Genomic DNA, 25,955 nt, shown 5'->3' on the forward strand with positions numbered 1-25,955 from the left:
TTTTTTATGCAGATCTATAAAGTCGGCGGCGCCGTTCGCGATCGCCTGCTGGGCATTCCTGTCACCGACATTGATTGGGTCGTGGTGGGGGCTACGGCCGAGGATATGCTCGCCAAGGGCTTTCGCCCGGTGGGAGCTGACTTTCCGGTATTCCTTGATCCCAAGACCGGGGAGGAATACGCCCTCGCCCGCACCGAACGCAAAAGTGGCCGCGGTTATGGCGGCTTCGTGTTCCATGCCAGCCCTGAAGTGACCCTCGAAGAAGACCTGATCCGCAGGGACCTGACGATCAACGCCATGGCCGAAGATGACCATGGCAATCTTACCGACCCGTATCACGGCCAACGCGATCTCAAAGCCCGCCTGCTACGCCATGTTTCCCCCGCGTTCGCCGAAGATCCACTCAGGGTCCTGCGGGTTGCCCGCTTTGCCGCGCGCTATGCTCCGCTCGGTTTCAAAGTGGCGGACGAAACCCTGGAACTGATGCGCCAGCTCAGCGACTCGGGCGAACTGCAAGCCTTGACCGCCGAACGCAGCTGGAAAGAAATTTCCCGCGCCCTCATGGAAAAACAACCGCAGGTGTTTATCCAGGTCCTGCGCGATTGCACAGCCCTCAAAGTCTTGATGCCCGAGGTGGATGCACTGTTCGGCGTGCCGCAACCCGAGGCCCATCACCCTGAAATCGACACTGGCGTCCACACCCTGAGCGTGCTGGAGCAGGCCGCGCTGCATGAACAGCCCCTGACGGTTCGTTGGGCGTGCCTACTGCATGACTTGGGCAAAGGCCTGACGCCCGCGCACGAATGGCCCCGGCATATCGCCCATGAACACACGGGCCTGAAGCTGATCAAGGCGGTCAATGAACGTTTCAAGGCACCGCGCGACTGTCAGGAGTTGGCTTTATTGGTCGGTCAATACCATACCCACGGCCATCGTGCGCTTGAGCTGAAGGCATCCACTTTGCTTGAGCTGTTGCAGAGTTTTGACGTGTATCGCCGCCCTCAGCGCTTCGAGGAGTTCATCGCCGCGTGCGAGATGGATGCGCGCGGCCGCAAGGGCCTGGAGAGTCGAAGTTATCCACAGGCGGATTACCTGCGTGGAGCGGCAGCGGCCGCACGCGGAGTAGCGGTGCAGCCCTTGCTGGAAAAAGGCTTCAAGGGACCTGAATTGGGCGAGGCGATCAAGCGTGAGCGTCTTCGGGCATTGAAAGCGTATAAAGACGCGGCGAGCTGAGAAAGCTTTGTGTCGGCTTGCATCTCGGCCATCGCGAGCAGGCTCGCTCCCACAGGCATCGCGGGCCGCTCAGGCGCAATGTCGGAGCGAGCCTGCTCGCGATGACGTCAGAGGCCTGACAGCAGCTCCAAAGGCGTGAGCGGTACACCCCGCCATTCAAAAGCCACCGGAGCCAACACCTGGTCAATCTGCGACTCATCCCACAAAGTCGCGAAGCTTTTGCCTACGCCAGGATGTATCCGATCGGGTGCAATCAACGACAATGGCCACAGGACAAAGGCGTTCTTGAGAATTTCGGCGCGGGGCAGGATCAAGCCGTCGAAATTGCCGACCTGCTCGCCATACAACAACACGTCGATATCCAGCGGCAGCCCTTTACGGTCCGGCGCATAACGACCGTTGTCTGCTTCGATGAACTTGAGGCGACGGTCCAGCTCCATCAGCGGCAGATCCGTGTAGGCAGCTACGACGAAATTGAAAAAAGGCCCGCTCTTGATCCCCACCGGCTGGCTCTCGAACACCGCCGAACAGCGTATGTCCACCAGGAAACCGGCAAGGGCTTCAAGACCTGCGCACAAGTGGGCTTCGCGCTCGATATTGCTGCCGAGCCCGAGAAAAACCTGAGTCAGCGACATCCGCGCTCGATCTCCACGCCCACGCCACTGGCGGCCGGCACAGCGCCGGGCTTGGTCACTTTCAGACGCAGCCAGGTAATCTTGAACTCGTCCATCAGCGCCTGAGCCAGTCGTTCGGCAAAGGTCTCAACCAATTGGAACTGGGCTTGCTCGGCAAATGCCTGGATGCGCGACGATACGCTGGCGTAATCGAGCGCCAGGGTCAGGTCATCGCCGGCGGCGGCCGGACGGTTATCCCAGGCGAAACTCAGATCCAGCCGCAGACACTGGCGGATGCCGCGCTCCCAGTCGTAGGCACCAATGACCGTGTCGACTTCCAGGCCTTCGATAAACACTCTGTCCAAGCACTCTTCTCCGCAGCACGACAAGGGCGCAATGCGCCGTTAGAATCAGGGCGTCCTCGCCCGGAATAGTTAGCATGTTTTGGTTACTGGCGACTTTCGCCTACCTGCTTGGCTCGCTGTCCTTCGCCATTTTGCTCAGCCGCCTGACCGGTCGCCCGGATCCGCGAATGAGTGGCTCGGGCAATGCCGGCGCCACCAACATGCTGCGCCTGGCCGGACGCAAACTTGCCATCCTGACCTTGCTTGGCGACCTCTGCAAAGGCCTTGTCCCGGTTCTGCTCGCCAATCTTGCAGGACTTTCGTTGCAGCAACAGGCCTGGATCGGTGTCTGCGCCGTCCTCGGTCACTTGTTCCCGCTGTACTTTCGCTTTCGCGGCGGCAAGGGTGTCGCCACCGCCGCCGGCATGCTGCTGGGTCTGTATCCACCCGCCGCCCTGCTGGCCGTCGCTGCCTGGCTGCTGACGTTCTACCTGACCCGTACCAGCTCCCTGGCCGCCCTGATCGCCACACCGCTGATCCTGCCATTGCTGGCCTGGCAGGAGCCGGCGGCCTTGCTGCCGGTGACGGCACTCGTTGCACTGATCGTCTGGCGCCACCGGGGCAATCTACGCGACCTGTTTGCCGGGCGCGAACGGCATTTTTAATCCAATCGCCCTACAGCGGTGACAACTGCTCCATGGGCCAGCGCGCCTGCACGCTGATTGCCAGGCTTTCGTGCTGGCCGGCTTGCAAACGCTGGCATCCGGCGAAGGCAATCATCGCCCCGTTATCTGTGCAGAACTCCGGCCTGGCGTAGTAAACGTCGCCGTTCATGCTGCCAAGCATGTTCTCTAGTGACAAGCGCAAAGCCTTGTTCGCACTGACTCCGCCAGCGATCACCAGACGCTTGAGTCCGGCCTGTTTCAGGGCGCGCTTGCACTTGATGGTCAAAGTCTCCACCACCGCCTGCTGGAACGCCAGCGAGATGTCGCAACGGGCTTGCTCGCCGTCGTCTCCGGCGCTGACGCATTGCTGCCAGGTGTTCAGGGCGAAGGTTTTCAGGCCGCTGAAGCTGAAATCCAGGCCGGGGCGGTCACACATCGGCCGCGGGAAGACGAAACGCCCTTCCACTCCGTGGGCCGCCAACCGTGCGATTTCCGGTCCGCCCGGGTAATTGAGGCCCATCATCTTCGCGGTCTTGTCGAAGGCTTCACCGGCAGCGTCGTCCAGGGTTTCCCCCAACAGTTCGTATTGGCCGATGCCATCGACCCGGACCAACTGTGTATGACCGCCAGAGACCAACAAAGCGACGAACGGAAACTCAGGCGGTTGCGGCTCCAGCATCGGCGCCAGCAAATGACCTTCCATGTGATGCACACCCAAGGCCGGGATACCCCAGGCGAAGGCGAGCGCCTGGGCACAGGAAGCACCCACCAGCAGCGCGCCCACCAGGCCCGGCCCGGCGGTGTAGGCAATGGCGTCGATCTCGGTCGGCACACAGCCGGCCTCGGCCAGGACCTGGCGAATCAAGGGCAGCATGCGCTTGACGTGATCGCGGGACGCAAGCTCGGGCACCACGCCGCCATAGGCGCGGTGCAGGTCGATCTGGCTGAACAGCGCATCGGCCAACAGGCCGCGTTCACTGTCGTATAATGCGACACCGGTTTCGTCGCAGGAGGTTTCTAATCCCAGTACTAGCATGGGTTTGCGCCTTGTAGAGGCTGAATTCGAAGGCGCGCATAATAGTCGTCACGTTGTGCCCCGACCAGCGGTTTTCGATCAGAGGCTTTGCATTCCGAGCGATGAGGGGTTAACATCCGCAACCCTTAAAAACCGACGTCTTCAAGTGCTCTTTTGCCGCGAGGATGTTGACCCCGGTAATGAATGAAGGTAGCTCTGGATGCCAGCCGTCAAAGTAAAAGAGAACGAACCCTTCGACGTAGCTCTGCGTCGTTTCAAGCGCTCCTGCGAAAAAGCCGGTGTTCTGGCTGAAGTTCGTAGCCGCGAATTCTACGAGAAGCCGACTTCCGAGCGTAAGCGCAAAGCAGCAGCCGCTGTTAAGCGTCACGCCAAGAAAGTTCAGCGCGAACAGCGCCGCGCCGTACGTCTGTACTAATACACAGACGTCCGTAGCAAGCTTCTGCCAAGCCCGGCCCTCAAGCCGGGCTTATGGCATTTGCGGAAAACGCTTGATGCTTCACTGTCAAAGTCGCACATGCGACCGAGACAACCTGCTTTACCACGTCAGACCTGGCTCTTTTGCCAGCGGTGCACGTCTCTTCTGACGAGCCTTCCAAGGCTACTGACGAGCACACCCTGATTCCTCTAACGACGATCAGCCCAAGGCACCTGCTTGCGTGCCCGCCTGATGATCCGAGGCCTGAACGGCCGTTACCGGACTCAGCGCAACATATTCAAACAGTCGAATACTGATTAGTGATTAACGTCAGTGGACTATCGGCAGATACACTTCCCGACAGCGATGATGCAGACGACCCGGTCGAGCCACCGTTTTACCGTGCCTCAAGACCAAGAGTCGGTTACGCCTGCTGATTTCGGGTCCATATTTCGCGCAGTGATGATGAGAACGCCATGGCCGGGCTGATTCCCCAGAGCTTTATTGACGACCTCCTGAACCGCACCGACATCGTCGATGTGGTCAGCTCTCGCCTGCAAATGAAAAAAGCCGGCAAGAATTACACGGCCTGCTGCCCGTTCCACAAGGAAAAGACCCCGTCCTTCAGCGTCAGCCCCGACAAACAGTTTTACTACTGTTTCGGCTGTGGCGCTGGCGGCAATGCCCTCGGCTTCATCATGGACCACGACAACCTGGACTTCCCCCAGGCTGTCGAAGAACTGGCCAAAGCCGCCGGCATGGAAATTCCCCGCGAGGAAAGTGGCCGAGCGCACAAACCGCGCCAACCCACCGACTCGCCGCTCTACCCATTGCTAACCGCGGCGGCCGATTTTTATCGCCAGGCCCTCAAAAGCCATCCTGCCCGCAAGGCAGCCGTGGATTATCTCAAGGGCCGCGGCCTGACCGGGGAAATCGCCCGGGATTTCGGCCTCGGCTTTGCCCCACCCGGCTGGGACAATCTGTACAAGCACTTAAGCAGCGACACCTTGCAGCAACGCGCGATGATCGACGCCGGCCTGCTGATCGAGAATGCCGAAACCGGCAAGCGCTATGATCGCTTCCGCGACCGGGTAATGTTCCCGATCCGTGACACGCGCGGACGGATCATCGCGTTTGGCGGCAGGGTCCTGGGCGACGACAAACCCAAGTATCTGAACTCCCCGGAGACCCCGGTATTCCATAAAGGACAGGAACTCTACGGGCTGTACGAAGCGCGCAAGAACAACCGCAACCTCGACGAAATCATCGTCGTCGAAGGTTACATGGACGTGATCGCCCTGGCCCAGCAAGGTTTACGCAATGCCGTTGCGACCCTGGGCACCGCCACCAGCGAAGAGCACATGAAGCGCCTGTTTCGCGTCGTGCCCAGCGTGCTGTTCTGCTTCGACGGCGATCAGGCCGGCCGCAATGCCGCCTGGCGAGCACTGGAAGCGACATTGCCATGCCTGCAGGATGGGCGGCGAGCGCGCTTCCTGTTTTTACCCGAGGGCGAGGACCCGGATACCCTGGTGCGCTCCGAAGGCACCGATGCTTTCCGTGCGCGGATCAACCAGCACGCGCAACCGCTGGCCGATTATTTTTTCCAGCAGTTGACCGAAGAAGCCGATCCACGCTCCCTCGAAGGCAAGGCTCATATGGCCACCCTCGCGGCACCGTTGATCGACAAGGTACCCGGCGCCAACTTGCGCACACTGATGCGCCAGCGTCTGACCGAAATCACCGGCCTGAACAGTGAAACGGTCAATCAGTTGGTCCACAGCGCCCCCCAGGAAGCACCGCCGGCTTACGACCCAGGCATTGATTACGACGCGATGCCGGATTTCGCCGACTATCATCAACCTCAGCAGGACTACGCGCCTGCGCAGGAATGGACACCCAAGAAACCGGGCAGCGGCGGCAAGAAATGGGACAAAAAACCCTGGGACAAGAACGGTAAGCGCGGCGATCGCGACCAGCCACGTGCCCCGCGCGTGCCGGCCGCCGTCGAACCACCAACACTGGCCGCCCTGCGGACTCTGCTGCACCACCCGCAACTGGCTGAAAAGGTCGAGGACGCCGGGCACTTCGCCGCCGAGGACCACAGCAATACGCAATTGCTGATCGCACTCCTTGAAGCCGTGCAGAAGAACCCCAAACTTAACTCTTTCCAGTTGATCGCCCGGTGGCACGGCACCGAACAAGGGCGCCTGTTGAAGGCCCTGGCCGAGAAGGAATGGTTGATTGATGGAGACAACCTTGAACAACAGTTTTTCGACACCATTACTAGCTTGTCCGCCCGCCAACGCGAGCGAAATCTGGAACAACTTCTGCGAAAAGCTCGCCAGAGCGAGTTGACCAGCGAAGAGAAAAACCAATTGCGCGATTTACTCAGCCGCAATGTTTGCGCATCAAACCCGACCTCAACTGGCGCGTGAGGTCACAGCTCAGGTATAATCCTCGGCTTGTTTTTTGCCCGCCAAGACCTTCAGTGGATAGGGTGTTATGTCCGGAAAAGCGCAACAGCAGTCTCGTATCAAAGAGTTGATCCTATTGGGTCGTGAGCAGGGCTACCTGACTTACGCGGAGGTCAACGACCACCTGCCGGAGGATATTTCAGATCCGGAACAGGTGGAAGACATCATCCGCATGATCAACGACATGGGGATCAACGTATTCGAGGTTGCTCCAGATAAGGATGCCCTTATGCTGGCCGACGCCGATACCGACGAGGCGGCCGCTGAAGAAGCGGCCGCAGCGTTGGCAGCGGTCGAGACCGACATTGGTCGCACCACCGATCCCGTGCGCATGTACATGCGTGAAATGGGTACGGTAGAGCTCCTCACGCGTGAAGGCGAAATCGAAATCGCCAAGCGCATTGAAGAAGGCATCCGCGAAGTGATGGGCGCAATCGCGCACTTCCCTGGCACGGTTGACCATATTCTCTCCGAGTACACCCGCGTCACCACCGAAGGTGGCCGCCTGTCCGACGTCCTGAGCGGTTACATCGACCCGGACGACGGTATCGCGCCGCCTGCAGCCGAAGTGCCGCCGCCGATCGACGCGAAAGCCGCCAAGGCCGACGACGACACCGATGACGACGACGCCGAAGCCAGCGACGACGAAGAAGAAGCCGAAAGCGGTCCGGATCCGGTCATCGCTGCCCAGCGTTTCGGCGCTGTGGCCGACCAGATGGAAATCACCCGCAAGGCGCTGAAGAAGCATGGCCGCAACAACAAGCAGGCAATTGCCGAGCTGTTGGCACTGGCCGAGCTGTTCATGCCGATCAAACTGGTGCCAAAGCAATTCGAAGGCCTGGTCGAGCGTGTCCGCGGCGCCCTGGATCGTCTGCGTCAGCAAGAGCGCGCGATCATGCAACTGTGCGTGCGTGATGCCCGCATGCCACGTGCTGATTTCCTGCGTCAGTTCCCTGGCCACGAAGTCGACGAAAGCTGGACCGATGCACTGGCCAAAGGCAAAAGCAAATACGCTGAAGCCATTGCCCGCCTGCAACCGGACATCATTCGTTGCCAGCAGAAGCTGACCGCGCTGGAGGCCGAAACCGGCCTGACCGTCGCCGAGATCAAGGACATCAACCGTCGCATGTCGATCGGTGAGGCCAAGGCCCGCCGCGCGAAGAAAGAGATGGTCGAAGCGAACTTGCGTCTGGTGATCTCCATCGCCAAGAAGTACACCAACCGCGGCCTGCAATTCCTCGATCTGATCCAGGAAGGCAACATCGGCCTGATGAAAGCGGTGGACAAGTTCGAATACCGTCGCGGCTACAAGTTCTCGACTTATGCCACCTGGTGGATCCGTCAGGCGATCACTCGCTCGATCGCCGACCAGGCCCGCACCATCCGTATTCCGGTGCACATGATCGAGACCATCAACAAGCTCAACCGCATTTCCCGGCAGATGTTGCAGGAGATGGGTCGTGAACCGACTCCGGAAGAGCTGGGCGAACGCATGGAAATGCCTGAGGACAAAATCCGCAAGGTATTGAAGATCGCCAAAGAGCCGATCTCCATGGAAACCCCGATCGGTGATGACGAAGACTCCCATCTGGGTGACTTCATCGAAGACTCCACCATGCAGTCGCCGATTGATGTCGCCACCGTTGAGAGCCTCAAGGAAGCGACTCGCGAAGTACTCTCCGGCCTCACTGCCCGTGAAGCCAAGGTACTGCGCATGCGTTTCGGCATCGACATGAATACCGACCACACCCTTGAGGAAGTCGGTAAGCAGTTTGACGTAACCCGCGAGCGGATTCGTCAGATCGAGGCCAAGGCCTTGCGCAAATTGCGCCACCCGACGCGAAGCGAGCACCTGCGCTCCTTCCTCGACGAGTGATGTTAAAAACCCCCGGCCCTGCCGGGGGTTTTGTTATGTGCAGATAAAATCCCCCCGCTACGCCCCCCCGCCCTATTGCCCGTCTACACTCGAAACATCCTCCCCAAGCCATGACGAGACCGTGATGCCCAGACTGACGGCCGTGATTTTGCTGTCATTGATGAGCTGGACCGCAACGGCTGGCGCGCTGACGCTCACCGACGAAGAGCGCCGCTGGCTCAAGGACCACCCCGACCTGCGCCTGGGTGTCGACGCCTCCTGGCCACCGTTCGAATTTCGCGACGATCAGGGGCGGTATCAGGGCCTGGCCGCCGACTACGTGGATGTTATCCGCGAGCGGCTGGCTGTCACGCTCACGCCTATCGAGCCCGTCAGCTGGACGATGGTGCTGGAGCAGGTCGCACAGGGCAAAATCGATCTTTTACCCGGCATCATGTCCACGCCCGAACGTCAGAACTACCTGGCCTTCACCCGCCCATATCTGGACTTCCCCATCGTCATCCTGGCCCATCATGGCGGTGCAGAACCTCATAACCTTGAGGATTTGTACGGGCTGAAAATCGCCGTGGTGGAAAACTATGCGCCCCACGAACTGTTGCGCAACCACCATCCAGACCTGAATCTGGTGGCGCTGCCCAATGTCAGCTCAGCCTTGCAAGCCTTGGCCACAGATAAAGTGGATGCGGTGGTGGGCGACCTGGCTTCCAGTGTCTGGAGCCTGCGCCAACTCAAGCTTGACGGGCTCTATGTCAGCGGAGAAACACCCTATCGCTATCAACTGGCCATGGGCGTCCCCCGGGAGAACAGGATACTGGTGGGTATCCTGGACAAGGTGATAGCGGACATGAGCCCGGCCCAGATCAGCGAAATCCAGGAGAAATGGGTCGGCAATGTCCGAGATTACCGAAGGTTCTGGTCAGACCTGCTGGTTTACGGCTTGCCGGCGCTGCTCCTCTTGAGCGGTGTCCTTGCGGCGGTGATTCGCATCAATCGCCGCCTCAGCTCAGAGATCGCGCGACGAGTCGATCTGGAACAAGAACTGCGCAGCAGCGAATACCACTACCGCGGGCTGGTGGAGAGCCTTTCAGCAATTGCCTGGGAGGCAAGGGTCAGTGACTTCACCTACAGCTACGTGTCGCCTCACGCCGAAGATCTACTCGGTTATCCCCTCTCCCACTGGCTGATTCCAGGGTTCTGGCGCAACATCATTCATCCTGCCGACCTGATCCGCGCCCAGAGCTATTGTGAGCATGAAGTGCTGGCGGGCCGGGACCATTGCATTGATTACCGCGTGATCACTGCTGACGGCCGCTGCCTGTGGGTGCGCGACATTGTCAGCCTGATCGAACACGGCCACGAACCGGTGATGCGCGGGCTGATGATCGACATCAGCGAAGCCAAACGCACCGAGGAAGCGCTGCGCCTCTCCGAGCAAAAATTCGCCTCGGTATTTCGTCAATGTCCGGACATCCTGGTGATAGCGCGCCTGATGGACGGTTGCCTGCTGGAGGTCAACAAAGCCTTCGAGGAGCAGATTGGCCTGAGCGCCGCAGAGGTGGTGGGCCAAACCGCGACCGAACTGAACATCTGGGGCATCCAGGACGTCGGCCCGGGCCTGCTGCAACGATTACAGGCCGGCAGTATCCGCAATCTGGAGATGCCTTTCCGTCGCAGCAATGGCCAGGTGTTCACCGGGCTGATCTCGGCCGAACCCTTCGACCTCGACACCACCCCAGCCCTGGTCGTGGTAGTCCGTGATATCAGCCAGCTCAAGGAAACACAGCAGCAGTTGCAGACTTCCGAAGAGAAGTTCGCCAAGGCCTTTCATGCCTCGCCCGACGGCCTGCTACTGTCCCGGCAAAGCGACGGCCTGCTGATTGAGGTCAACGAAGGCTTCAGCCGTATTACCGGTTTCAATAGCGCCTTGTCGGTGGACCGTTCCACCCTGGACCTGGGTATCTGGGTCAACCTCAATGAGCGCAAACAGATGCTCGACCAATTACAACGAGACGGTTATGTCAGGGACTTCAGATGTCATATCCGCCGTAACGATGGGCAGATAAGGCTCTGCGAAGTGTCCAGCCGCCCTCTGCCCATCGGCAACGAAGACTGCATGCTGACCATCGCCCGGGACATCACCGAACGCCACCTGATGCAGGAAAAACTGCAACAGGCAGCCACCGTGTTCGAAAGCACTGCCGAAGGCGTGCTGATCACCGATACACAACAGCACATCAGCGCGGTGAACCGCGCCTTCAGCGAGATCACCGGCTATAGCGAAACCGAAGCCTTGGGTCACACGCCGCGGCTGTTGGCTTCCGGCCTGCATGACAGTGCGTTCTATGCCGCGATGTGGCACCAGTTGACCGCCGAGGGACACTGGCAGGGGGAGATTTCCAACCGGCGTAAAAACGGCGAGTTGTATCCCAGTTGGCTGACCATCAGCGCGGTGCGTAACCGGGATCGGGAAATCACCCATTTCGTTGCGGTCTTTGCCGATATTTCCAGCCTCAAGCACGCCCAGGCCCGACTCGATTACCAGGCGCACCACGACCCGCTCACCGGCCTGCCAAATCGCACATTGTTCGAAAGCCGATTACTGACGGCGCTCAACAGCCAGCAGGAAGATGGCGGCCAGGGTGCGGTGCTGTTCCTGGACCTGGACCGCTTCAAGCACATCAATGACAGCTTGGGACACCCGGTGGGAGATCTGCTACTCAAGGGTATCGCCGTGCGCCTGCGCGAGCAGTTGCGCGATATCGATACCGTGGCGCGCCTGGGGGGTGACGAATTCATCATCCTGCTGCCAGGCCTGCAACAACCCAGCGACGCCGAACACATTGCCCAAAAACTGTTGAATTGCTTTGCCGCACCGTTCCAGGCCGGTGAACATGAGTTTTTCATCAGCGCCAGCATCGGCACCAGCCTGTACCCACAGGATGGCTGCGACGTCGCCACGCTGGTCAAGAATGCCGACGCGGCGATGTACCGCTCCAAGGCCAAGGGCCGCAACCGGGTTGAAAGCTACACCCGCGACCTCACCGCCCAGGCCAGTGAGCGGGTGGCACTGGAACACGAGTTGCGACGCGCCATCGAGCGCAACGAATTATCGTTGTCCTTCCAACCCAAATTCAGCCTTGCCGACAATCGCCTGGTGGGCGCCGAGGCGCTGATTCGCTGGACCCACCCCACATTTGGCGACGTACCGCCGGAGCATTTCATCCCGCTGGCCGAAGAAAACGGCATGATCCTGCAGATTGGCGACTGGGTACTGGAACATGCCTGTCGACAACTGTCCGAATGGAACGACGCCTACGAAAGCCTCGGCCCGCTGTCGGTCAACCTTGCCGGAGCCCAATTGCGCCAACCCAACCTGCTGGGGCGTATCGAACAGTTGCTGCGTGAGCACCACCTCAAGCCCGGCTTGTTGCAACTGGAAATTACCGAAAACTTCATCATGAGCCAGGCCGAAGAAGCCCTCGCGGTGCTGCACCAGCTGAAAAAACTCGGTGTGCAACTGGCGATAGACGACTTCGGCACCGGCTACTCCTCCCTGAGCTATCTCAAGCGTTTGCCACTGGACTTCCTCAAGATCGACCAGTCCTTCGTCCGTGGCCTGCCCGATGACCCGCACGACGTGGCCATCGTGCGGGCAATCATCGCGCTGGGCCGCAGTATGCAATTCACCATCATCGCCGAAGGCGTCGAGACCCTGGCCCAACAACAATTCCTGGCTGAAGAAGGGTGCGAACAGATCCAGGGCTACATCGTCAGCCTGCCCCTGTGCGCCGAAGAGTTCGCCGCAACGTTTCTTCGTATGACCGTATCGGATTTTTCGGATAGCACAGCCGAGAAACCGTCGCTATAATCCGCGGCCTACTGAGGGCCTATAGCTCAGTTGGTTAGAGCAGAGGACTCATAATCCTTTGGTCCACGGTTCGAGTCCGTGTGGGCCCACCATACTCAAAGCCGCGCATTGCGCGGCTTTTGCGTTTTTGAGCGGCGAGACTGGGCGCACTGGCCAAAGGTCTTCATAAACAACCGCTGCGCAATAAGCACGTCATCCATGCGATGTATACCCGCCCAGCTATAGTGAATTTCGCCTATACCGGACGTTTAGAAGATCAAACTGGCAGTAGCACTCAACTGAACAGACATTGGGCAGCCCCTGAGGCTGATTAAGCACAACTCTCAGGGCGCCGAAAGTACCGCTCTGTAGTACAGTTGCGCCCGCCAGGGCCCGGCCACTGCCAGCGATAAAGGTCGGTTTAGCCCTCGAACGACTCGACGGTGCCATATGGCGGGTTTTCGGATCGGGAACGATCGGCGGCACCGAAACGTCCGGAGACGCGAAATCGGATGTAAAACCAGGCATAAACCGATCGCGGGACGCTCAAGAGAGCGATTCCGCCGATAATAAGAAATATAGGAGAAACAGATGGAATTCCTGCAAACGCTGTTTGGGTATGTCGACAGCCTCACGTGGGGGTGGTCGCTCATACCCATTCTCGTGGTCTTCGGAGTGTTCATCACGATCATGTCGGGTTTCGTCCAGTTCGAATTCTTCGGCCGGATGTTCCGCGTGCTGTCAGGGAAGAACCAGAACAGCGACCCCAATAACCTCAGCGCGCGACAGGCGCTACTCGTATCCGTGGGCGGCCGCGTGGGCGGCGGAAACATTGCCGGTGTAGCCGTCGCGATCACGCTCGGTGGGCCCGGCGCGGTTTTCTGGATGTGGTGCATCGCGCTCGTCGGCATGGCGACAAGTCTCGTCGAATGTACGCTTGCCCAGATCTACAAGCGCACCGACGGGGAGCACTCCTTCCGTGGCGGCCCAGCCGACTATATCCGGCACGGCCTCGGCTCGAACTACAACTGGCTGGCGATAGTTTATGCAGTCTGCCTGCTGGCAGCCTTCGGCCTTGGCTTCAATGCCTTCCAAGGCAACACTGTGGCCGGCGCGATGCAGGATTCGTTCGGGATCAGCCGCCTTGTGACCGGGGCACTCCTGGTGCTTGTCACCGGTTTTGTGATCTTTGGTGGAATCAAGCGCATCGCCAAGGCGGCCGATGTCGTGGTGCCCGTCATGGCGCTGGGTTACCTGGCGCTTGCCCTGATCGTCATCGTGATGAACATCGGTGAAATTCCGGCGCTCTTCGTACGCATCGTCTCTAGCGCCTTCGGCTATGAAGAAGCCATCGCCGGTGGCATGGGGGCTGCGATTGCACAAGGCTTGCGCCGCGGGCTGTTCTCAAACGAGGCCGGGCTTGGTTCCGCACCGAACGTTGCAGCCACAGCGCTGGTACATCACCCGGTCAGCCAGGGCATCACCCAATCGTTCTCGGTCTTCATCGACACGATCGTGATTTGCTCGTGCACGGCTTTCATCATCCTGCTGGGTGATGTCTATGTTGCCGGTGCTACAGGTATCGACGGTGTCGTACTGACACAACAGTCACTGGCCAGCCATTTTGGTGAGTGGTCGCGCTACGCGTTGACTCTGGCGATCCTGCTCTTCGCCTTCTCGTCCATCATCTACAACGTCTATCTGGGTGAGAACGCACTGGCGGCCATCACCAAATCCAAACCGGCCCTGCTGGTGCTGCGCGTGTTTATCCTGGGCTTGATTTTCCTCGGCGCCGCGGCCCCGAACGCCACCTCGGTGTTCTTCTTCTCAGATCCGATGATGGGCATTCTGGCACTGGTGAACCTGATTGCGATTTTGATGCTGTTCCCTACCGCGATACGGGTGATCAACGACTTCCGCGCGCAGTTGAAAGCCGGTGTGGCAAGGCCGGTCTTCGATCCGGCAAATTTCCCCGACCTCGATCTCGACCGCAAGGCATGGGATACCAATCGCTGGAAATGATCCCGGCCCGGTCGCAGCCTGGATTGGGCTGTGGCCGCATCTGAAACGGGCTGATGCCAGCATCGTCAAATCTGCGGATACTGCCACCATGACCAACGTCATGGTGGCAGGCATTCCCGAGCGCATCCCAATGGAGTAGGTGGCAAAGGCATGGGAGCCTGTAACATGCCAGCCACCGATATCCACGCCGGAGCCCATCTTGTCTGACACCCGCCCTCCCGTCCTCGACGAAATCGACCGCCAACTGATTGCCGCCCTGCAAATCAATGCCCGGGAAAGCGTCGCCATGCTCGCCCGACAATTGGGCATCGCCCGCACCACCGTGACTTCGCGGCTGGCGCGGCTGGAAAAAACCAAGGTCATCACCGGGTACGGCGTGCGTCTGGGGCAGCGGGTGATAGACGGCGGGTTACAGGCTTACGTCGGCATCAAGGTTCAACCGCGCTCCGGCAAGGACGTGCTGCGGCGCTTGAGTGCGATGGCCCAGGTCCAGCAACTGTGTGCGGTCAGCGGCGAATTCGACTATGTGGCTTGGCTGCGCACGGATTCACCGGAGCAGCTGGATCAGTTACTGGATCAGATTGGCAGTGTCGATGGGGTGGAGAAAACCACCACTTCGATCATCCTCAGCAGCAAGATCGATCGGGGGCAGCCGGTCTAGAGGGTGCGACTTACCTGTCAGAGCGGGCTTGCTCACGAAAACCCGAGCACAACCAGCCTCCCCAGTAACCGCCCACCGCCTTCACCAGAAGGTCCATACTCACCAGGCTCACACTCGTCATTACGACTAACCCACGCATCAAAATGACTGATAACAATCCAGAACGACGACACATTGCGTCTTATTAACGTGTTTCACCCTCTCTAGAATGGCTGGCATCTTTCCTATACTCAGACGCGAAAGCCGCGTCGAGTCGCCCAATCAAGGTCAGCCATGAACAAAAACAATCGCCACCCAGCAGACGGCAAGAAGCCCATCACCATTTTCGGGCCGGACTTTCCTTTCGCTTTTGACGACTGGATCGAGCATCCCGCCGGCCTGGGCAGTATTCCCGCCCACAACCACGGGGCAGAAGTCGCGATTGTCGGTGCCGGGATCGCCGGTCTGGTGGCGGCCTACGAGTTGATGAAGCTGGGCCTCAAGCCGGTGGTCTACGAAGCGTCGAAGATGGGTGGGCGCCTGCGCTCACAAGCGTTCAACGGCGCCGAGGGTGTCGTTGCCGAGTTGGGGGGCATGCGGTTTCCGGTGTCGTCCACGGCGTTCTATCACTACGTCGACAAACTGGGCCTGGAGACCAAACCGTTTCCCAACCCTTTGACCCCGGCCTCGGGCAGCACGGTCATCGATCTGGAAGGCCAGACCTACTACGCACAAAAGTTGGCCGACCTGCCGGCATTGTTCCAGGAAGTGGCCGACGCCTGGGCCGATGCGCTGGAGGACGGGTCGCGCTTCGGCGATATCCAGCAGGCGATTCGCGACCGCGACGTGCCACGCCTCAAGGAACTGTGGAACACCCTGGTCCCCCTGTGGGACGACCGCACTTTCTACGACTTCGTCGCCACGTCCAAGGCGTTTGCCAAACTCTCGTTCCAGCACCGTGAAGTGTTCGGCCAGGTGGGTTTCGGCACCGGCGGCTGGGACTCGGACTTTCCCAATTCGATGCTGGAAATTTTCCGCGTGGTGATGACCAATTGCGACGATCATCAGCATCTGGTGGTCGGTGGCGTCGAGCAGGTGCCCCATGGCATCTGGAAGCATGTGCCGGAGCGCTGCGCGCACTGGCCAGAAGGTACCAGCCTCAACTCGTTGCACCTGGGCGCCCCGCGCAGCGGTGTGAAGCGCATCGCGCGTGCCGACGATGGCCGGTTCAGCGTGACCGACGTATGGGACAACACCCGCGAATATGCCGCGGTGCTGGTCACCTGCCAAAGCTGGCTGCTGACCACTCAGATCGAATGCGAAGAGGCGCTGTTCTCGCAAAAAATGTGGATGGCCCTGGACCGCACCCGCTACATGCAATCGTCGAAGACTTTCGTGATGGTCGACCGGCCCTTCTGGAAGGACAAGGATCCGGAAACCGGCCGCGACCTGATGAGCATGACCCTCACCGACCGCCTCACCCGTGGCACCTATCTGTTCGACAATGGCGATGACAAGCCGGGGGTCATTTGCCTGTCGTACTCGTGGATGAGCGATGCGCTGAAAATGCTCCCCCATCCGGTGGAAAAACGCGTGAAGCTGGCGCTCGACGCTTTGAAGAAGATTTATCCCAAGGTGGACATCGCCGCACGGATCATCGGCGATCCGATCACCGTGTCCTGGGAAGCCGACCCGCATTTCCTTGGCGCATTCAAAGGTGCTCTGCCCGGCCACTATCGCTACAACCAGCGCATGTACGCCCATTTCATGCAGGACGACATGCCGGCCGAACAGCGAGGGATCTTTATCGCCGGCGATGACGTCTCATGGACACCGGCCTGGGTTGAGGGCGCGGTACAAACCTCACTCAATGCCGTGTGGGGAATCATGAAGCACTTCGGCGGTGAAACTCACCCCGAGAACCCGGGGCCAGGTGATGTGTTCGACGAAATCGGTCCGATCGCCCTGCCCGAATAAAAGGAGTTTTTGATGCGTGTAGCCCTTTACCAATGTTCACCGCTGCCGCTGGACCCGGCCGCCAACCTGCAACGCCTGCATCAGGTGGCGCTGGAGGCCAGGGGCGCCGATGTGTTGGTGTTGCCGGAAATGTTCCTGACCGGCTACAACATTGGCGTCGACGCGGTGAATGTATTGGCCGAGGTCTACAACGGCGAATGGGCGCAGCAGATCGCTCGCATCGCCAAGGCGGCCAGTCTGGCGATCGCCTATGGCTACCCGGAACGCAGCGAAGATGGGCAGATTTACAACGCGGTGCAACTGATCGACGCCCACGGCGAACGCCTGGCAAATTATCGAAAGAGTCACCTGTTTGGCGATCTGGACCACGCGATGTTCAGCGCTGGCGATAGCGAGCTGCCCATCGTCGAGCTTAACGGCTGGAAGCTCGGCTTTCTGATCTGCTATGACCTGGAGTTTCCGGAAAACGCCCGGCGCCTGGCCCTGGCCGGCGCCGAACTGATCCTGGTGCCCACCGCCAACATGCAGCCCTATGAGTTCATCGCCGATGTCACCGTGCGCGCCCGGGCCATCGAGAACCAGTGTTTTGTGGCTTACGCCAACTATTGCGGTCATGAAGGTGAATTGCAGTACTGCGGGCAAAGCAGCATCGCCGCCCCGGATGGCAGCCGCCCTGCCCTTGCCGGGCTGGACGAGGCCTTGATTGTGGGGGAACTGGATCGGCACCTGATTGAGGATTGCCGTGCAGCCTACAACTACCTGCATGACCGCCGCCCTGAGCTTTACGACGACTTGAACAAACACTGATTGAGAACGCTCCCTAATCCGCTAGCATGAGCGCTTCTCTGTTCTGGAAACGCTCATGTCGGCCGTCGATTCCTTCTGCCCCCACACTGAAACCCTGGCCAACGGCTTGCGAGTGACATTGCGCCATGTCCCCGGCCTCAAGCGCAGCGCTGCGGTGCTGCGGGTGGCGGTCGGCAGCCATGATGCGCCGCTCGCCTGGCCGGGACTGGCGCACTTGCTCGAACATCTTTTCTTCCTCGGCACTGAGCGGTTTCCCACAGAGCAGAACCTGATGACCTACGTGCAACGGCATGGCGGCCAGGTCAATGCCCGCACCAGCGATCGCACCACCGATTTCTTCTTCGAATTACCACCGGCTGCCTTTGCCGGCGGTCTGGAGCGACTCGGGGACATGCTCTCCCATCCGCGCCTGGATGAAACCGTCCAATTGCGCGAGCGAGAAGTGCTGCACGCGGAATTCATCGCCTGGTCTCAGGACCCCACGGCCCAGCGACAAGTGGCCCTGCACGAAGGACTGTCCGCAGCTCATCCACTGCGAGGTTTCCATGCGGGTAATCGCGACAGCCTCGCGGTGCAGCGGGCCGAGTTCCAAATGGCACTGCAAGACTTTTATCGAAGGTTCTACCAGAGCGGCCAAATGACGCTGAGTCTGGCAGGCCCGCAAAGCATCGAAGCCTTGAAGGCACTGGCCGAGCAGTTCAGCGGCGATGTGCCTGCGGGTGAAGCGGTCACCCGACAGCCAGCGCCGGAGCTGATGGCATCGCACCAGGCCGGTTATCAACAGGTCAGCCCAGGACGTCTCGATCTGCTGTATGCCTTCGAAGGTTTGCCCGTCGCCTCGCCGCAAGCCATGGATTTTCTCTGCACATGGCTGAACAACAGCAAACCGGGCGGCCTGCTCGCCACCTTGCGTCAACGCGGTCTGGCTGACAGTCTCAAGGCATCGGCGCTGTACGAGTTTGCCGAGCAGGCGCTGTTGCACATCGAGTTCAAACTCGACAACGATCACGCACTGAACGACATTCAGCCATTGCTGCACGATTGGTTGGGATTTTTCGCCGCCCAGGACGACTGGGCGCCCTTGCGCGATGAGTTCAGCGCCCGCCTGCAACGTCGGCAGGAGACCGCGACGGCGTTGCAACTGGCCCGTTGGGACAATGAAGAACGCGCTGTTCAACTGTCGGAAAACGATCTGTCGCGGCTCAGGGAAGTTCTCAAGCAATTGCACCCGGCGGATAACATCACCGGGCGATGGCAACTGCCCGCGCCCAACCCGTTCCTGCAAACGGCAAGCGAACCACCCCGTACCGGCTTGATACGCGGCCAGACCAGCGCCCATCGCGGTCTGCGCACCTTCGCCCAGGACCGCTCCCGGGGCCGGCGGGAACGTTCCCCCATGCAGTTCAGCCAAGGGCTGGCGGACAACACCTCGCAAGGCGCGGTGTATCTGCGCTGGCGCCTGGCGACGCTGCCCCCGCTCGACCTCCCGGCCAGGCTTGATCGGCATCTGCAGGATCTGCGTGAAGATGCGCAGCAGGCCGGCGTGGAAGTCACCTTTGAGCCCTGCGCCGACCAATGGCTGCTGAAGCTGATTGGCGTGCAGGCACCGATGCCCTTGGTGCTCAAGCACATCCTGACGAAGCTGGGACAACCACTGCCGCCGGCGCCAGCGAAGAGCGAACCTGCGCTGATACCGATTCGACACCTGTTGAAGGAGCTGCCGATTCATTGCCAGCAAAACTCCCCATCGTCAGCCTTGGCGCTGCCTGATCGCGACAACAGCGTGTGGACGACGGCGCATTGGGACGCACTGGCCATCGGTCTCTCGGCCGCCACCCAGGGAGCAATGGGCCCGGTGCTGGCCCGGGTGCCCGGCATTGCCGGCCAGCAAGCCCAACCGACCTCCCCTTGCCGGCAGCCGATCTGGCACACCCTTCAGACCCACGGCGACGAACAGGCCGTGTTGTTGTTTTGTCCCACGCCTACCCGAGCCCTGCACGACGAAGCCGCATGGCGGTTGCTGGCACAGCTGTGTCAAACAGCGTTTTACCAGCGCCTGCGGGTCGAGTTGCAGTTGGGTTACGCAGTGTTCAGCGGTGTGAAGCAGATCGATGGGCAGACCGGTTTGTTGTTCGGTGTCCAATCACCCAGCGCCTCGGCGGCCCAGTTGATCGCCCATATCGACCAGTTCCTGAGCGGCCTGCCGGACCGTCTCCAGCAGCTCGACGATTCGACGCTGGCCAGTCAGCAGCAGGCCCTCGCCGCCCAGTTCCAGAGCGCCGCCCTACCCTGCACCCAAGCGGCCGAACTGCTCTGGCAGGGCAAACTCGCTGGCCATCCGTCGGATTATCTAGAGCAATTGCCCGACGCCATCATGCGTGTGAATCGAGAACAGCTGATGGACGCCGTGGGGCATCTGACTAGCGCCGAAAGTGCACGCTACTGCCTGACCAATGGAGCCTGCCCTGGAGAGCCCTGGCACGCGGTGCCGTGATCATTACAGTCTGTGCAATGAGCTTTCTTGGAGAATTGCGGCCAACGAATATGTCAGATTTAGTAACATAGCCGCCTAAGCATCTGAACATCTCCCTTCGGAGGTGGACTATATGTATAGGTCTCAACCGACCCATCCTGATTACAGCATCCCACCTAAAGGAGTATTTCCATGTCTTGGTCCAAACCCGCATATATCGACCTGCGTATCGGTTTCGAAGTCACCATGTACTTCGCCAGCCGTTGATTGCTGCAGGCGGTTGAACGCGCAGCACAACGCCTCGGTCAGCCGGGGCGTTTTTTATTTCGGTTTGCAGATGGAGCGGCCATGTTTGTCCAGATTCTAGGTTCCGCCGCCGGCGGCGGTTTCCCCCAGTGGAATTGCAACTGCGCCAATTGCGCAGGTTTTCGCAACGGCAGCCTGCGAGCCCAGGCACGCACTCAGTCGTCCATCGCGATTTCCGATGATGGCGTGAACTGGGTGCTGTGCAATGCCTCCCCGGACATTCGCGCCCAGCTCCAAGGATTCGCCCCGATGCAACCGGGTCGGGCACTGCGGGACACCGGTATCGGCGCCATCATTCTGATGGACAGCCAGATCGACCACACCACCGGCCTGCTCAGCCTGCGCGAAGGCTGCCCGCATCAAGTCTGGTGCACCGACATGGTCCATGAAGACCTGAGCACGGGTTTTCCGCTGTTCAACATGCTGACCCACTGGAACGGCGGGCTGAGCTGGAACCGCATCGAACTCGACCAGCCGTTCACCATCCCGGCCTGCCCGAACCTGCGCTTCACTCCCCTGCCGCTGCGCAGCGCCGCGCCGCCCTATTCACCGCACCGCTTCGATCCGCACCCAGGCGACAACATCGGCCTGATCGTCGAAGACCTGCGCACCGGCGGCAAGCTGTTTTACGCCCCTGGCCTGGGCAAAGTCGACGAGCCTTTGCTGGAGATCATGGCCGGCAGCGATTGCCTGTTGGTGGACGGCACGATGTGGGACGACGATGAAATGCAGCGTCGTGGCGTCGGCAGCCGCACTGGCCGCGAGATGGGCCATCTGGCACAGAACGGGCCTGGCGGGATGATCGAAGTGCTGGAGCAACTGCCCGAGCCGCGCAAGGTCCTTATTCATATCAACAATACCAACCCGATCCTTGATGAAGACTCGCCCGAGCGGGCCGAGCTTGTACGTCGAAAGATTGAAGTGGCTTACGACGGAATGAGTATTGAGTTGTAGGACGGGCGCGACGATTGTGGGCGTGGGTGTGCGCTGTGTCAGCCAATCGCTGCTGGCGGATGAGAAGCCATCGCGAGCAGGCTCGCCCCCACAGAAGTTTGAGTCGTACCGGATATTTCATGCGTTACAGATCGAGTGTGGCAGCGAGCCTGCTCGCGATGGGGCCAACCCTGACGCCACAGAATCCACGGGAATTGCCCGGAGAACCGCAATGACTGACACCCCCCTGTCCCCCGCCGAGTTCGAAGCGGCCCTGCGCGCCAAGGGTGCGTATTACCACATTCATCACCCGTATCACGTGGCGATGTATGAGGGCCGCGCCACTCGCGAGCAGATCCAGGGCTGGGTCGCGAACCGTTTTTACTATCAGGTGAACATCCCGCTCAAGGATGCCGCGATCCTGGCCAACTGCCCGGACCGGGAAATCCGCCGCGAGTGGATCCAGCGCCTGCTCGACCATGACGGCGCGCCCGGCGAAGACGGCGGCATCGAAGCCTGGTTGCGGCTGGGTCAGGCGGTTGGCCTGGATCCCGATCAACTGCGCTCCCAGGAACTGGTGCTGCCGGGCGTGCGCTTCGCGGTGGATGCCTACGTCAACTTCGCCCGCCGCGCCTCTTGGCAGGAAGCCGCCAGCAGCTCCCTGACCGAAATGTTCGCACCGCAGATCCATCAGTCGCGCCTGGACAGCTGGCCGCAGCATTACCCCTGGATCGACCCCGCCGGCTACGAATATTTCCGCACCCGCCTGGGCCAGGCCCGGCGTGACGTGGAGCACGGCCTGGCAATTACCTTGCAGCATTACACCACCCGCGAAGGCCAGGAGCGCATGCTGGAGATTCTCCAGTTCAAACTGGACATCCTCTGGAGCATGCTCGATGCCATGAGCATGGCCTACGAATTGAACCGCCCGCCCTATCACAGCGTGACCGGGCAACGGGTGTGGCACAAAGGAATTACCTTATGAGTTTCGATCGCAGCAAGACCCCACGCTGGCGCCCCGGCTATCGTTTCCAGTACGAGCCGGCACAGAAGGGCCACGTGCTGCTCTATCCTGAAGGCATGATCAAGCTCAACGACAGCGCTTCGCTGATTGGCGGCCTGATCGACGGTGAACGGGATGTGGCCGCCATCATTGGCGAGTTGGCCAGACAGTTCCCCGACGTGCCGGAACTCGGTGACGACATCGAGCAATTCATGGAGGTCGCCCGTGCAGAGCATTGGATCGAACTTGTCTGACACCACAAGCCTGCCGCCCAAGCCTGAAGTCGGCCTGCCGCTGTGGCTGCTGGCCGAGCTGACCTACCGTTGCCCGTTGCAATGCCCGTACTGCTCCAATCCGCTGGACTTCGCCGAACAGGGCAAGGAGCTGAGTACCGAGCAGTGGTTCAAGGTGTTTCGCGAGGCGCGTGAGATGGGCGCCGCGCAATTGGGCTTTTCCGGCGGCGAGCCGCTGGTGCGCCAGGACCTGGCCGAACTGATCGCCGAGGCGCGCAGGCTGGGTTTCTACACCAACCTGATCACCTCTGGCATCGGCTTGACCGAGCAGAAAATCAGCGATTTCAAAAAGGCCGGCCTCGACCACATCCAGATCAGTTTCCAGGCCAGCGACGAACAGGTGAACAACCTGCTGGCCGGTTCAAAGAAAGCCTTCGCGCAAAAACTGGAAATGGCCCGGGCGGTCAAGGCCCACGGCTATCCGATGGTGCTGAACTTCGTCACCCATCGACACAACATCGACAAGATCGACCGCATTATCGAGCTGTGCATCGCCCTTGAAGCCGACTTCGTCGAACTCGCCACCTGCCAGTTCTACGGTTGGGCACAGCTCAACCGCGTCGGCCTGCTGCCCACCCGGGAACAACTGGTGCGTGCCGAACGTATCACCAACGAATACCGCGCCAAACTGGAAGCCCAAGGGCATCCGTGCAAGTTGATCTTCGTCACCCCGGACTATTATGAAGAACGCCCCAAGGCCTGCATGAACGGCTGGGGCAGCATTTTCCTGACCGTCACGCCGGACGGCACTGCATTGCCCTGTCACGGCGCCCGTCAGATGCCCGTGCAATTTCCCAACGTGCGTGACCACAGCATGCAGCACATCTGGTACGACTCGTTCGGCTTCAATCGTTTTCGCGGCTATGACTGGATGCCCGAGCCGTGCCGCTCGTGTGATGAAAAAGAAAAGGACTTCGGCGGCTGTCGCTGCCAGGCGTTCATGCTCACGGGCGATGCGAGCAATGCCGACCCGGTGTGCAGCAAATCCGAGCATCACGGGATGATTCTTCAGGCTCGGGAAGACGCCGAGCATGCCACTCAGACGATTGAACAACTGGCCTTTCGCAATGAACGAAACTCACGCCTCATCGCCAAAGGCTGATTCTTTCAGCGCAGCCCAGGCCGTTGCGGCAGGCATCGACTTTGCTGAGCTGCAAGCCGGGCCCCTTGGACTGTTCTGGAATCAATACCGTCCCGAAGACGGTGCCTGCCGGATCTGGCATTGGCAGGATGCCAAGGCCCGATGCCTGACCCCGGACGGGTTCAGTGTCCGCAGCCGGGTTTATGAATACGGCGGCGGTTCGTTCTGCCTGAGCGACGACGGTGTGCTGTTCGTCAATGAGGCCGATCAGCAGGTGTATCACCAGTCGCTGGCCGGCGAACAGCCCGTGGCGCTGACCTCAAGTGATTGTCGATATGGCGATCTTCACTTCGCTTGCGGCCAGGTGCTGGCGGTGGAGGAGCAGGCCAATCAGCATCGCCTGGTCTCGATCGGCCTGGCAGATCATCAACGACATCTGCTGGCCGAAGGTGCGGACTTCTACGCCGCGCCGACCTTGAGTCCGGATGGTCGACGACTGGCCTGGATTGAGTGGAGCCGCCCCCATCAACCGTGGACGTCAACGAGACTGATGCTGGCCGAGCGCAACGCTGGCGCCTGGAATGAGCCGCGTTGCGTCGCGGGCAGCGGTCACGAGGAGTCTATTCAGCAACCGCGTTTTGATGATTGCGGTCGCCTTTATTGCCTGAGCGATCGTGGCGGTTATTGGCAGCCCTGGATTGAATCCGCCGACGACCTGGAGCCACTGCCCGCCGCCGAAGCCGATCACGCCCCAGCACCCTGGCAACTGGGCGGCTGTACCTGGCTGCCGCTGGGCGAAAGCGCTTACCTGGCGAGCTGGACCGAGGCGGGGTTCGGGCGACTGGGCCTCTGCCGCAGTGACGGCGTATCCGAGGATTTCACCGGCTCCTATTCGCGTTTTCGCAGCCTGGCACTCGATGAGCGGTTCATTTATGCCATCGCCGCTTCGCCAATCAGCCCGTCGGCGGTGATAGCCATTGAGCGGCAAAACCATGCAGTGGTGGTGCTCGCCGGTGGCGTTGCGCCGTTGCCCGTCGAACACATCAGTCGCCCCCGGACCCTGCGCTATCCCTCGGCTTCCAGCCAAGCCCATGGGTTCTTTTACCCGGCCATGAACGCCGAAGAGAAGCCGCCATTGGTGGTGTTCATCCATGGCGGACCGACCTCGGCGTGTTATCCCATCTTTGATCCGCGCATCCAGTACTGGACCCAGCGCGGCTTTGCCGTAGCCGATCTCAATTACCGCGGCAGCAGCGGTTATGGCCGGGCCTATCGACAGGCGCTGTATTTGAATTGGGGGGTGGTGGACGTCAAGGATGCCTGCGCGGTGGTCACGTACCTTGAGGAACAAGGCTTGATCAATGGTCGTTGCGCGTTCATTCGTGGCGGCAGTGCTGGCGGCTACACGACCCTTTGCGCCCTGGCGTTCCATGACGTGTTCCGCGCCGGCGCCAGTCTCTATGGTGTCAGCGACCCCGTCGCCCTGGGCCAGGCCACGCACAAATTCGAAGGCGATTATCTGGACTGGCTGATCGGCGACCCGCAACAGGACGCCGAACGCTACCGGGACCGCACGCCACTGCTGCACGCTGATCAGATCCGCACCCCGGTGATATTTTTCCAGGGTGAACTGGATGCCGTGGTCGTGCCGCAGCAGACACGCGATATGGTCGAGGCATTGCAGAACAACGGCATCGCGGTAGAAGCGCATTACTACGCCGATGAGCGCCATGGCTTTCGCAAGGCGATCAACCAGGCTCATGCGCTGGAACATGAATGGTTGTTCTATCGCAGGGTGATGGATGGCCCCCTATAGGGCAAATGCAAAACCAAATGTGGGAGCGAGCCTGCTCGCGACAACGGTGGATCAGTCCATGGAGATTTTGACTGGATCTACCGCTATCGCGAGCAGGCTC

The 25,955-nt window shown here is 60.3% G+C and carries 20 protein-coding genes and 1 tRNA gene; 18 read left to right on the forward strand and 3 right to left on the reverse strand.

The window, feature by feature from the left end; translation table 11 throughout:
- The first annotated feature begins 6 nt into the window (after nucleotides 1-6).
- Nucleotides 7-1,233 carry a multifunctional CCA addition/repair protein gene (locus tag CRX69_RS24415; RefSeq protein WP_107322999.1) on the forward strand — a complete coding sequence of 409 codons (1,227 nt, stop codon included), beginning with the start codon at nucleotides 7-9 and terminating at the stop codon, nucleotides 1,231-1,233.
- Nucleotides 1,234-1,340: 107 nt separating this feature from the next.
- On the opposite strand, the gene folK is transcribed toward CRX69_RS24415, so the two are convergent.
- Together folK and folB are read right to left on the reverse strand one after the other, a co-directional pair.
- Entirely contained in the window at nucleotides 1,341-1,868 is a 528-nt protein-coding gene (folK, locus tag CRX69_RS24420; protein ID WP_047228079.1) for a 2-amino-4-hydroxy-6-hydroxymethyldihydropteridine diphosphokinase, read from the reverse strand.
- Nucleotides 1,859-2,212: a dihydroneopterin aldolase gene (gene folB / locus CRX69_RS24425; RefSeq protein ID WP_018607238.1), complete on the reverse strand. Its 354-nt coding sequence runs from the start codon at nucleotides 2,210-2,212 to the stop codon at nucleotides 1,859-1,861. Before folB ends, folK begins: the two co-directional genes overlap by 10 nt.
- Before the next feature lie 74 nt (nucleotides 2,213-2,286).
- Here folB and plsY point away from each other — a divergent pair, with 74 nt between their 5' ends.
- Entirely contained in the window at nucleotides 2,287-2,856 is a 570-nt protein-coding gene (gene plsY, locus CRX69_RS24430; protein ID WP_047228080.1) for a glycerol-3-phosphate 1-O-acyltransferase PlsY, read from the forward strand.
- 10 nt (nucleotides 2,857-2,866) lie between these two features.
- Here the strand turns inward: plsY and tsaD are convergent, their stop codons facing one another.
- The gene (gene tsaD, locus CRX69_RS24435; RefSeq protein WP_107323000.1) at nucleotides 2,867-3,892 is read right to left on the reverse strand and encodes a tRNA (adenosine(37)-N6)-threonylcarbamoyltransferase complex transferase subunit TsaD; all 1,026 of its coding nucleotides are present in this window, start codon (nucleotides 3,890-3,892) and stop codon (nucleotides 2,867-2,869) included.
- A 199-nt stretch (nucleotides 3,893-4,091) separates the two neighbouring features.
- On the opposite strand from tsaD, the gene rpsU reads away from it, so the two are divergent.
- The 16 genes from rpsU to CRX69_RS24515 all read left to right on the forward strand — a co-directional run bounded on the left by rpsU (nucleotide 4,092) and on the right by CRX69_RS24515 (nucleotide 25,855).
- The gene (gene rpsU, locus CRX69_RS24440; protein ID WP_002551877.1) at nucleotides 4,092-4,307 is read left to right on the forward strand and encodes a 30S ribosomal protein S21; all 216 of its coding nucleotides are present in this window, start codon (nucleotides 4,092-4,094) and stop codon (nucleotides 4,305-4,307) included.
- 476 nt (nucleotides 4,308-4,783) lie between these two features.
- On the forward strand, nucleotides 4,784-6,742 hold the full coding sequence (dnaG, locus tag CRX69_RS24445) for a DNA primase (RefSeq protein WP_107323001.1): 1,959 nt from the start codon (nucleotides 4,784-4,786) through the stop codon (nucleotides 6,740-6,742).
- 67 nt (nucleotides 6,743-6,809) lie between these two features.
- Nucleotides 6,810-8,657, forward strand: a complete 1,848-nt coding sequence (rpoD, locus tag CRX69_RS24450; protein ID WP_047228083.1) for an RNA polymerase sigma factor RpoD — start codon at nucleotides 6,810-6,812, stop codon at nucleotides 8,655-8,657.
- A 124-nt stretch (nucleotides 8,658-8,781) separates the two neighbouring features.
- Nucleotides 8,782-12,525 carry a bifunctional diguanylate cyclase/phosphodiesterase gene (locus CRX69_RS24455; protein ID WP_047228084.1) on the forward strand — a complete coding sequence of 1,248 codons (3,744 nt, stop codon included), beginning with the start codon at nucleotides 8,782-8,784 and terminating at the stop codon, nucleotides 12,523-12,525.
- Between the two features lie 15 nt (nucleotides 12,526-12,540).
- Nucleotides 12,541-12,617: transfer RNA gene (locus CRX69_RS24460), tRNA-Ile, on the forward strand.
- A gap of 478 nt (nucleotides 12,618-13,095) precedes the next feature.
- Complete coding sequence (locus tag CRX69_RS24465; protein WP_107323002.1) at nucleotides 13,096-14,526, forward strand: alanine/glycine:cation symporter family protein; 1,431 nt, start codon at nucleotides 13,096-13,098, stop codon at nucleotides 14,524-14,526.
- 199 nt (nucleotides 14,527-14,725) lie between these two features.
- Complete coding sequence (locus CRX69_RS24470) at nucleotides 14,726-15,187, forward strand: Lrp/AsnC family transcriptional regulator (RefSeq protein ID WP_024779396.1); 462 nt, start codon at nucleotides 14,726-14,728, stop codon at nucleotides 15,185-15,187.
- Between the two features lie 273 nt (nucleotides 15,188-15,460).
- Entirely contained in the window at nucleotides 15,461-17,143 is a 1,683-nt protein-coding gene (locus CRX69_RS24475) for a flavin monoamine oxidase family protein (protein ID WP_107323003.1), read from the forward strand.
- Between the two features lie 12 nt (nucleotides 17,144-17,155).
- The gene (locus CRX69_RS24480; RefSeq protein WP_107323004.1) at nucleotides 17,156-17,950 is read left to right on the forward strand and encodes a carbon-nitrogen hydrolase family protein; all 795 of its coding nucleotides are present in this window, start codon (nucleotides 17,156-17,158) and stop codon (nucleotides 17,948-17,950) included.
- 55 nt (nucleotides 17,951-18,005) lie between these two features.
- The gene (pqqF, locus tag CRX69_RS24485) at nucleotides 18,006-20,444 is read left to right on the forward strand and encodes a pyrroloquinoline quinone biosynthesis protein PqqF (RefSeq protein ID WP_107323005.1); all 2,439 of its coding nucleotides are present in this window, start codon (nucleotides 18,006-18,008) and stop codon (nucleotides 20,442-20,444) included.
- Between the two features lie 171 nt (nucleotides 20,445-20,615).
- Nucleotides 20,616-20,690 carry a pyrroloquinoline quinone precursor peptide PqqA gene (gene pqqA, locus CRX69_RS24490; RefSeq protein ID WP_003177660.1) on the forward strand — a complete coding sequence of 25 codons (75 nt, stop codon included), beginning with the start codon at nucleotides 20,616-20,618 and terminating at the stop codon, nucleotides 20,688-20,690.
- An 81-nt stretch (nucleotides 20,691-20,771) separates the two neighbouring features.
- Nucleotides 20,772-21,683 carry a pyrroloquinoline quinone biosynthesis protein PqqB gene (pqqB, locus tag CRX69_RS24495; RefSeq protein WP_076383425.1) on the forward strand — a complete coding sequence of 304 codons (912 nt, stop codon included), beginning with the start codon at nucleotides 20,772-20,774 and terminating at the stop codon, nucleotides 21,681-21,683.
- A gap of 211 nt (nucleotides 21,684-21,894) precedes the next feature.
- Nucleotides 21,895-22,647 (forward strand): pyrroloquinoline-quinone synthase PqqC, encoded by a 753-nt coding sequence (pqqC, locus tag CRX69_RS24500; RefSeq protein ID WP_047228105.1) that lies wholly within the window; start codon nucleotides 21,895-21,897, stop codon nucleotides 22,645-22,647.
- Nucleotides 22,644-22,919, forward strand: coding sequence for a pyrroloquinoline quinone biosynthesis peptide chaperone PqqD (gene pqqD / locus CRX69_RS24505; RefSeq protein WP_107323006.1), 276 nt, complete (start codon nucleotides 22,644-22,646; stop codon nucleotides 22,917-22,919). Before pqqC ends, pqqD begins: the two co-directional genes overlap by 4 nt.
- A complete protein-coding gene (pqqE, locus tag CRX69_RS24510; protein ID WP_107323007.1) occupies nucleotides 22,891-24,060 on the forward strand; it encodes a pyrroloquinoline quinone biosynthesis protein PqqE in 1,170 nt (389 codons plus the stop codon). The genes pqqD and pqqE overlap by 29 nt, the downstream gene beginning before the upstream one ends.
- Nucleotides 24,026-25,855 carry a S9 family peptidase gene (locus tag CRX69_RS24515; RefSeq protein WP_107323008.1) on the forward strand — a complete coding sequence of 610 codons (1,830 nt, stop codon included), beginning with the start codon at nucleotides 24,026-24,028 and terminating at the stop codon, nucleotides 25,853-25,855. Before pqqE ends, CRX69_RS24515 begins: the two co-directional genes overlap by 35 nt.
- Nucleotides 25,856-25,955: the final 100 nt, after the last annotated feature.

The sequence above is a fragment of the Pseudomonas rhizophila genome (assembly GCF_003033885.1).
In the GTDB taxonomy this organism is placed as follows: Bacteria; Pseudomonadota; Gammaproteobacteria; order Pseudomonadales; family Pseudomonadaceae; genus Aquipseudomonas; species Aquipseudomonas rhizophila.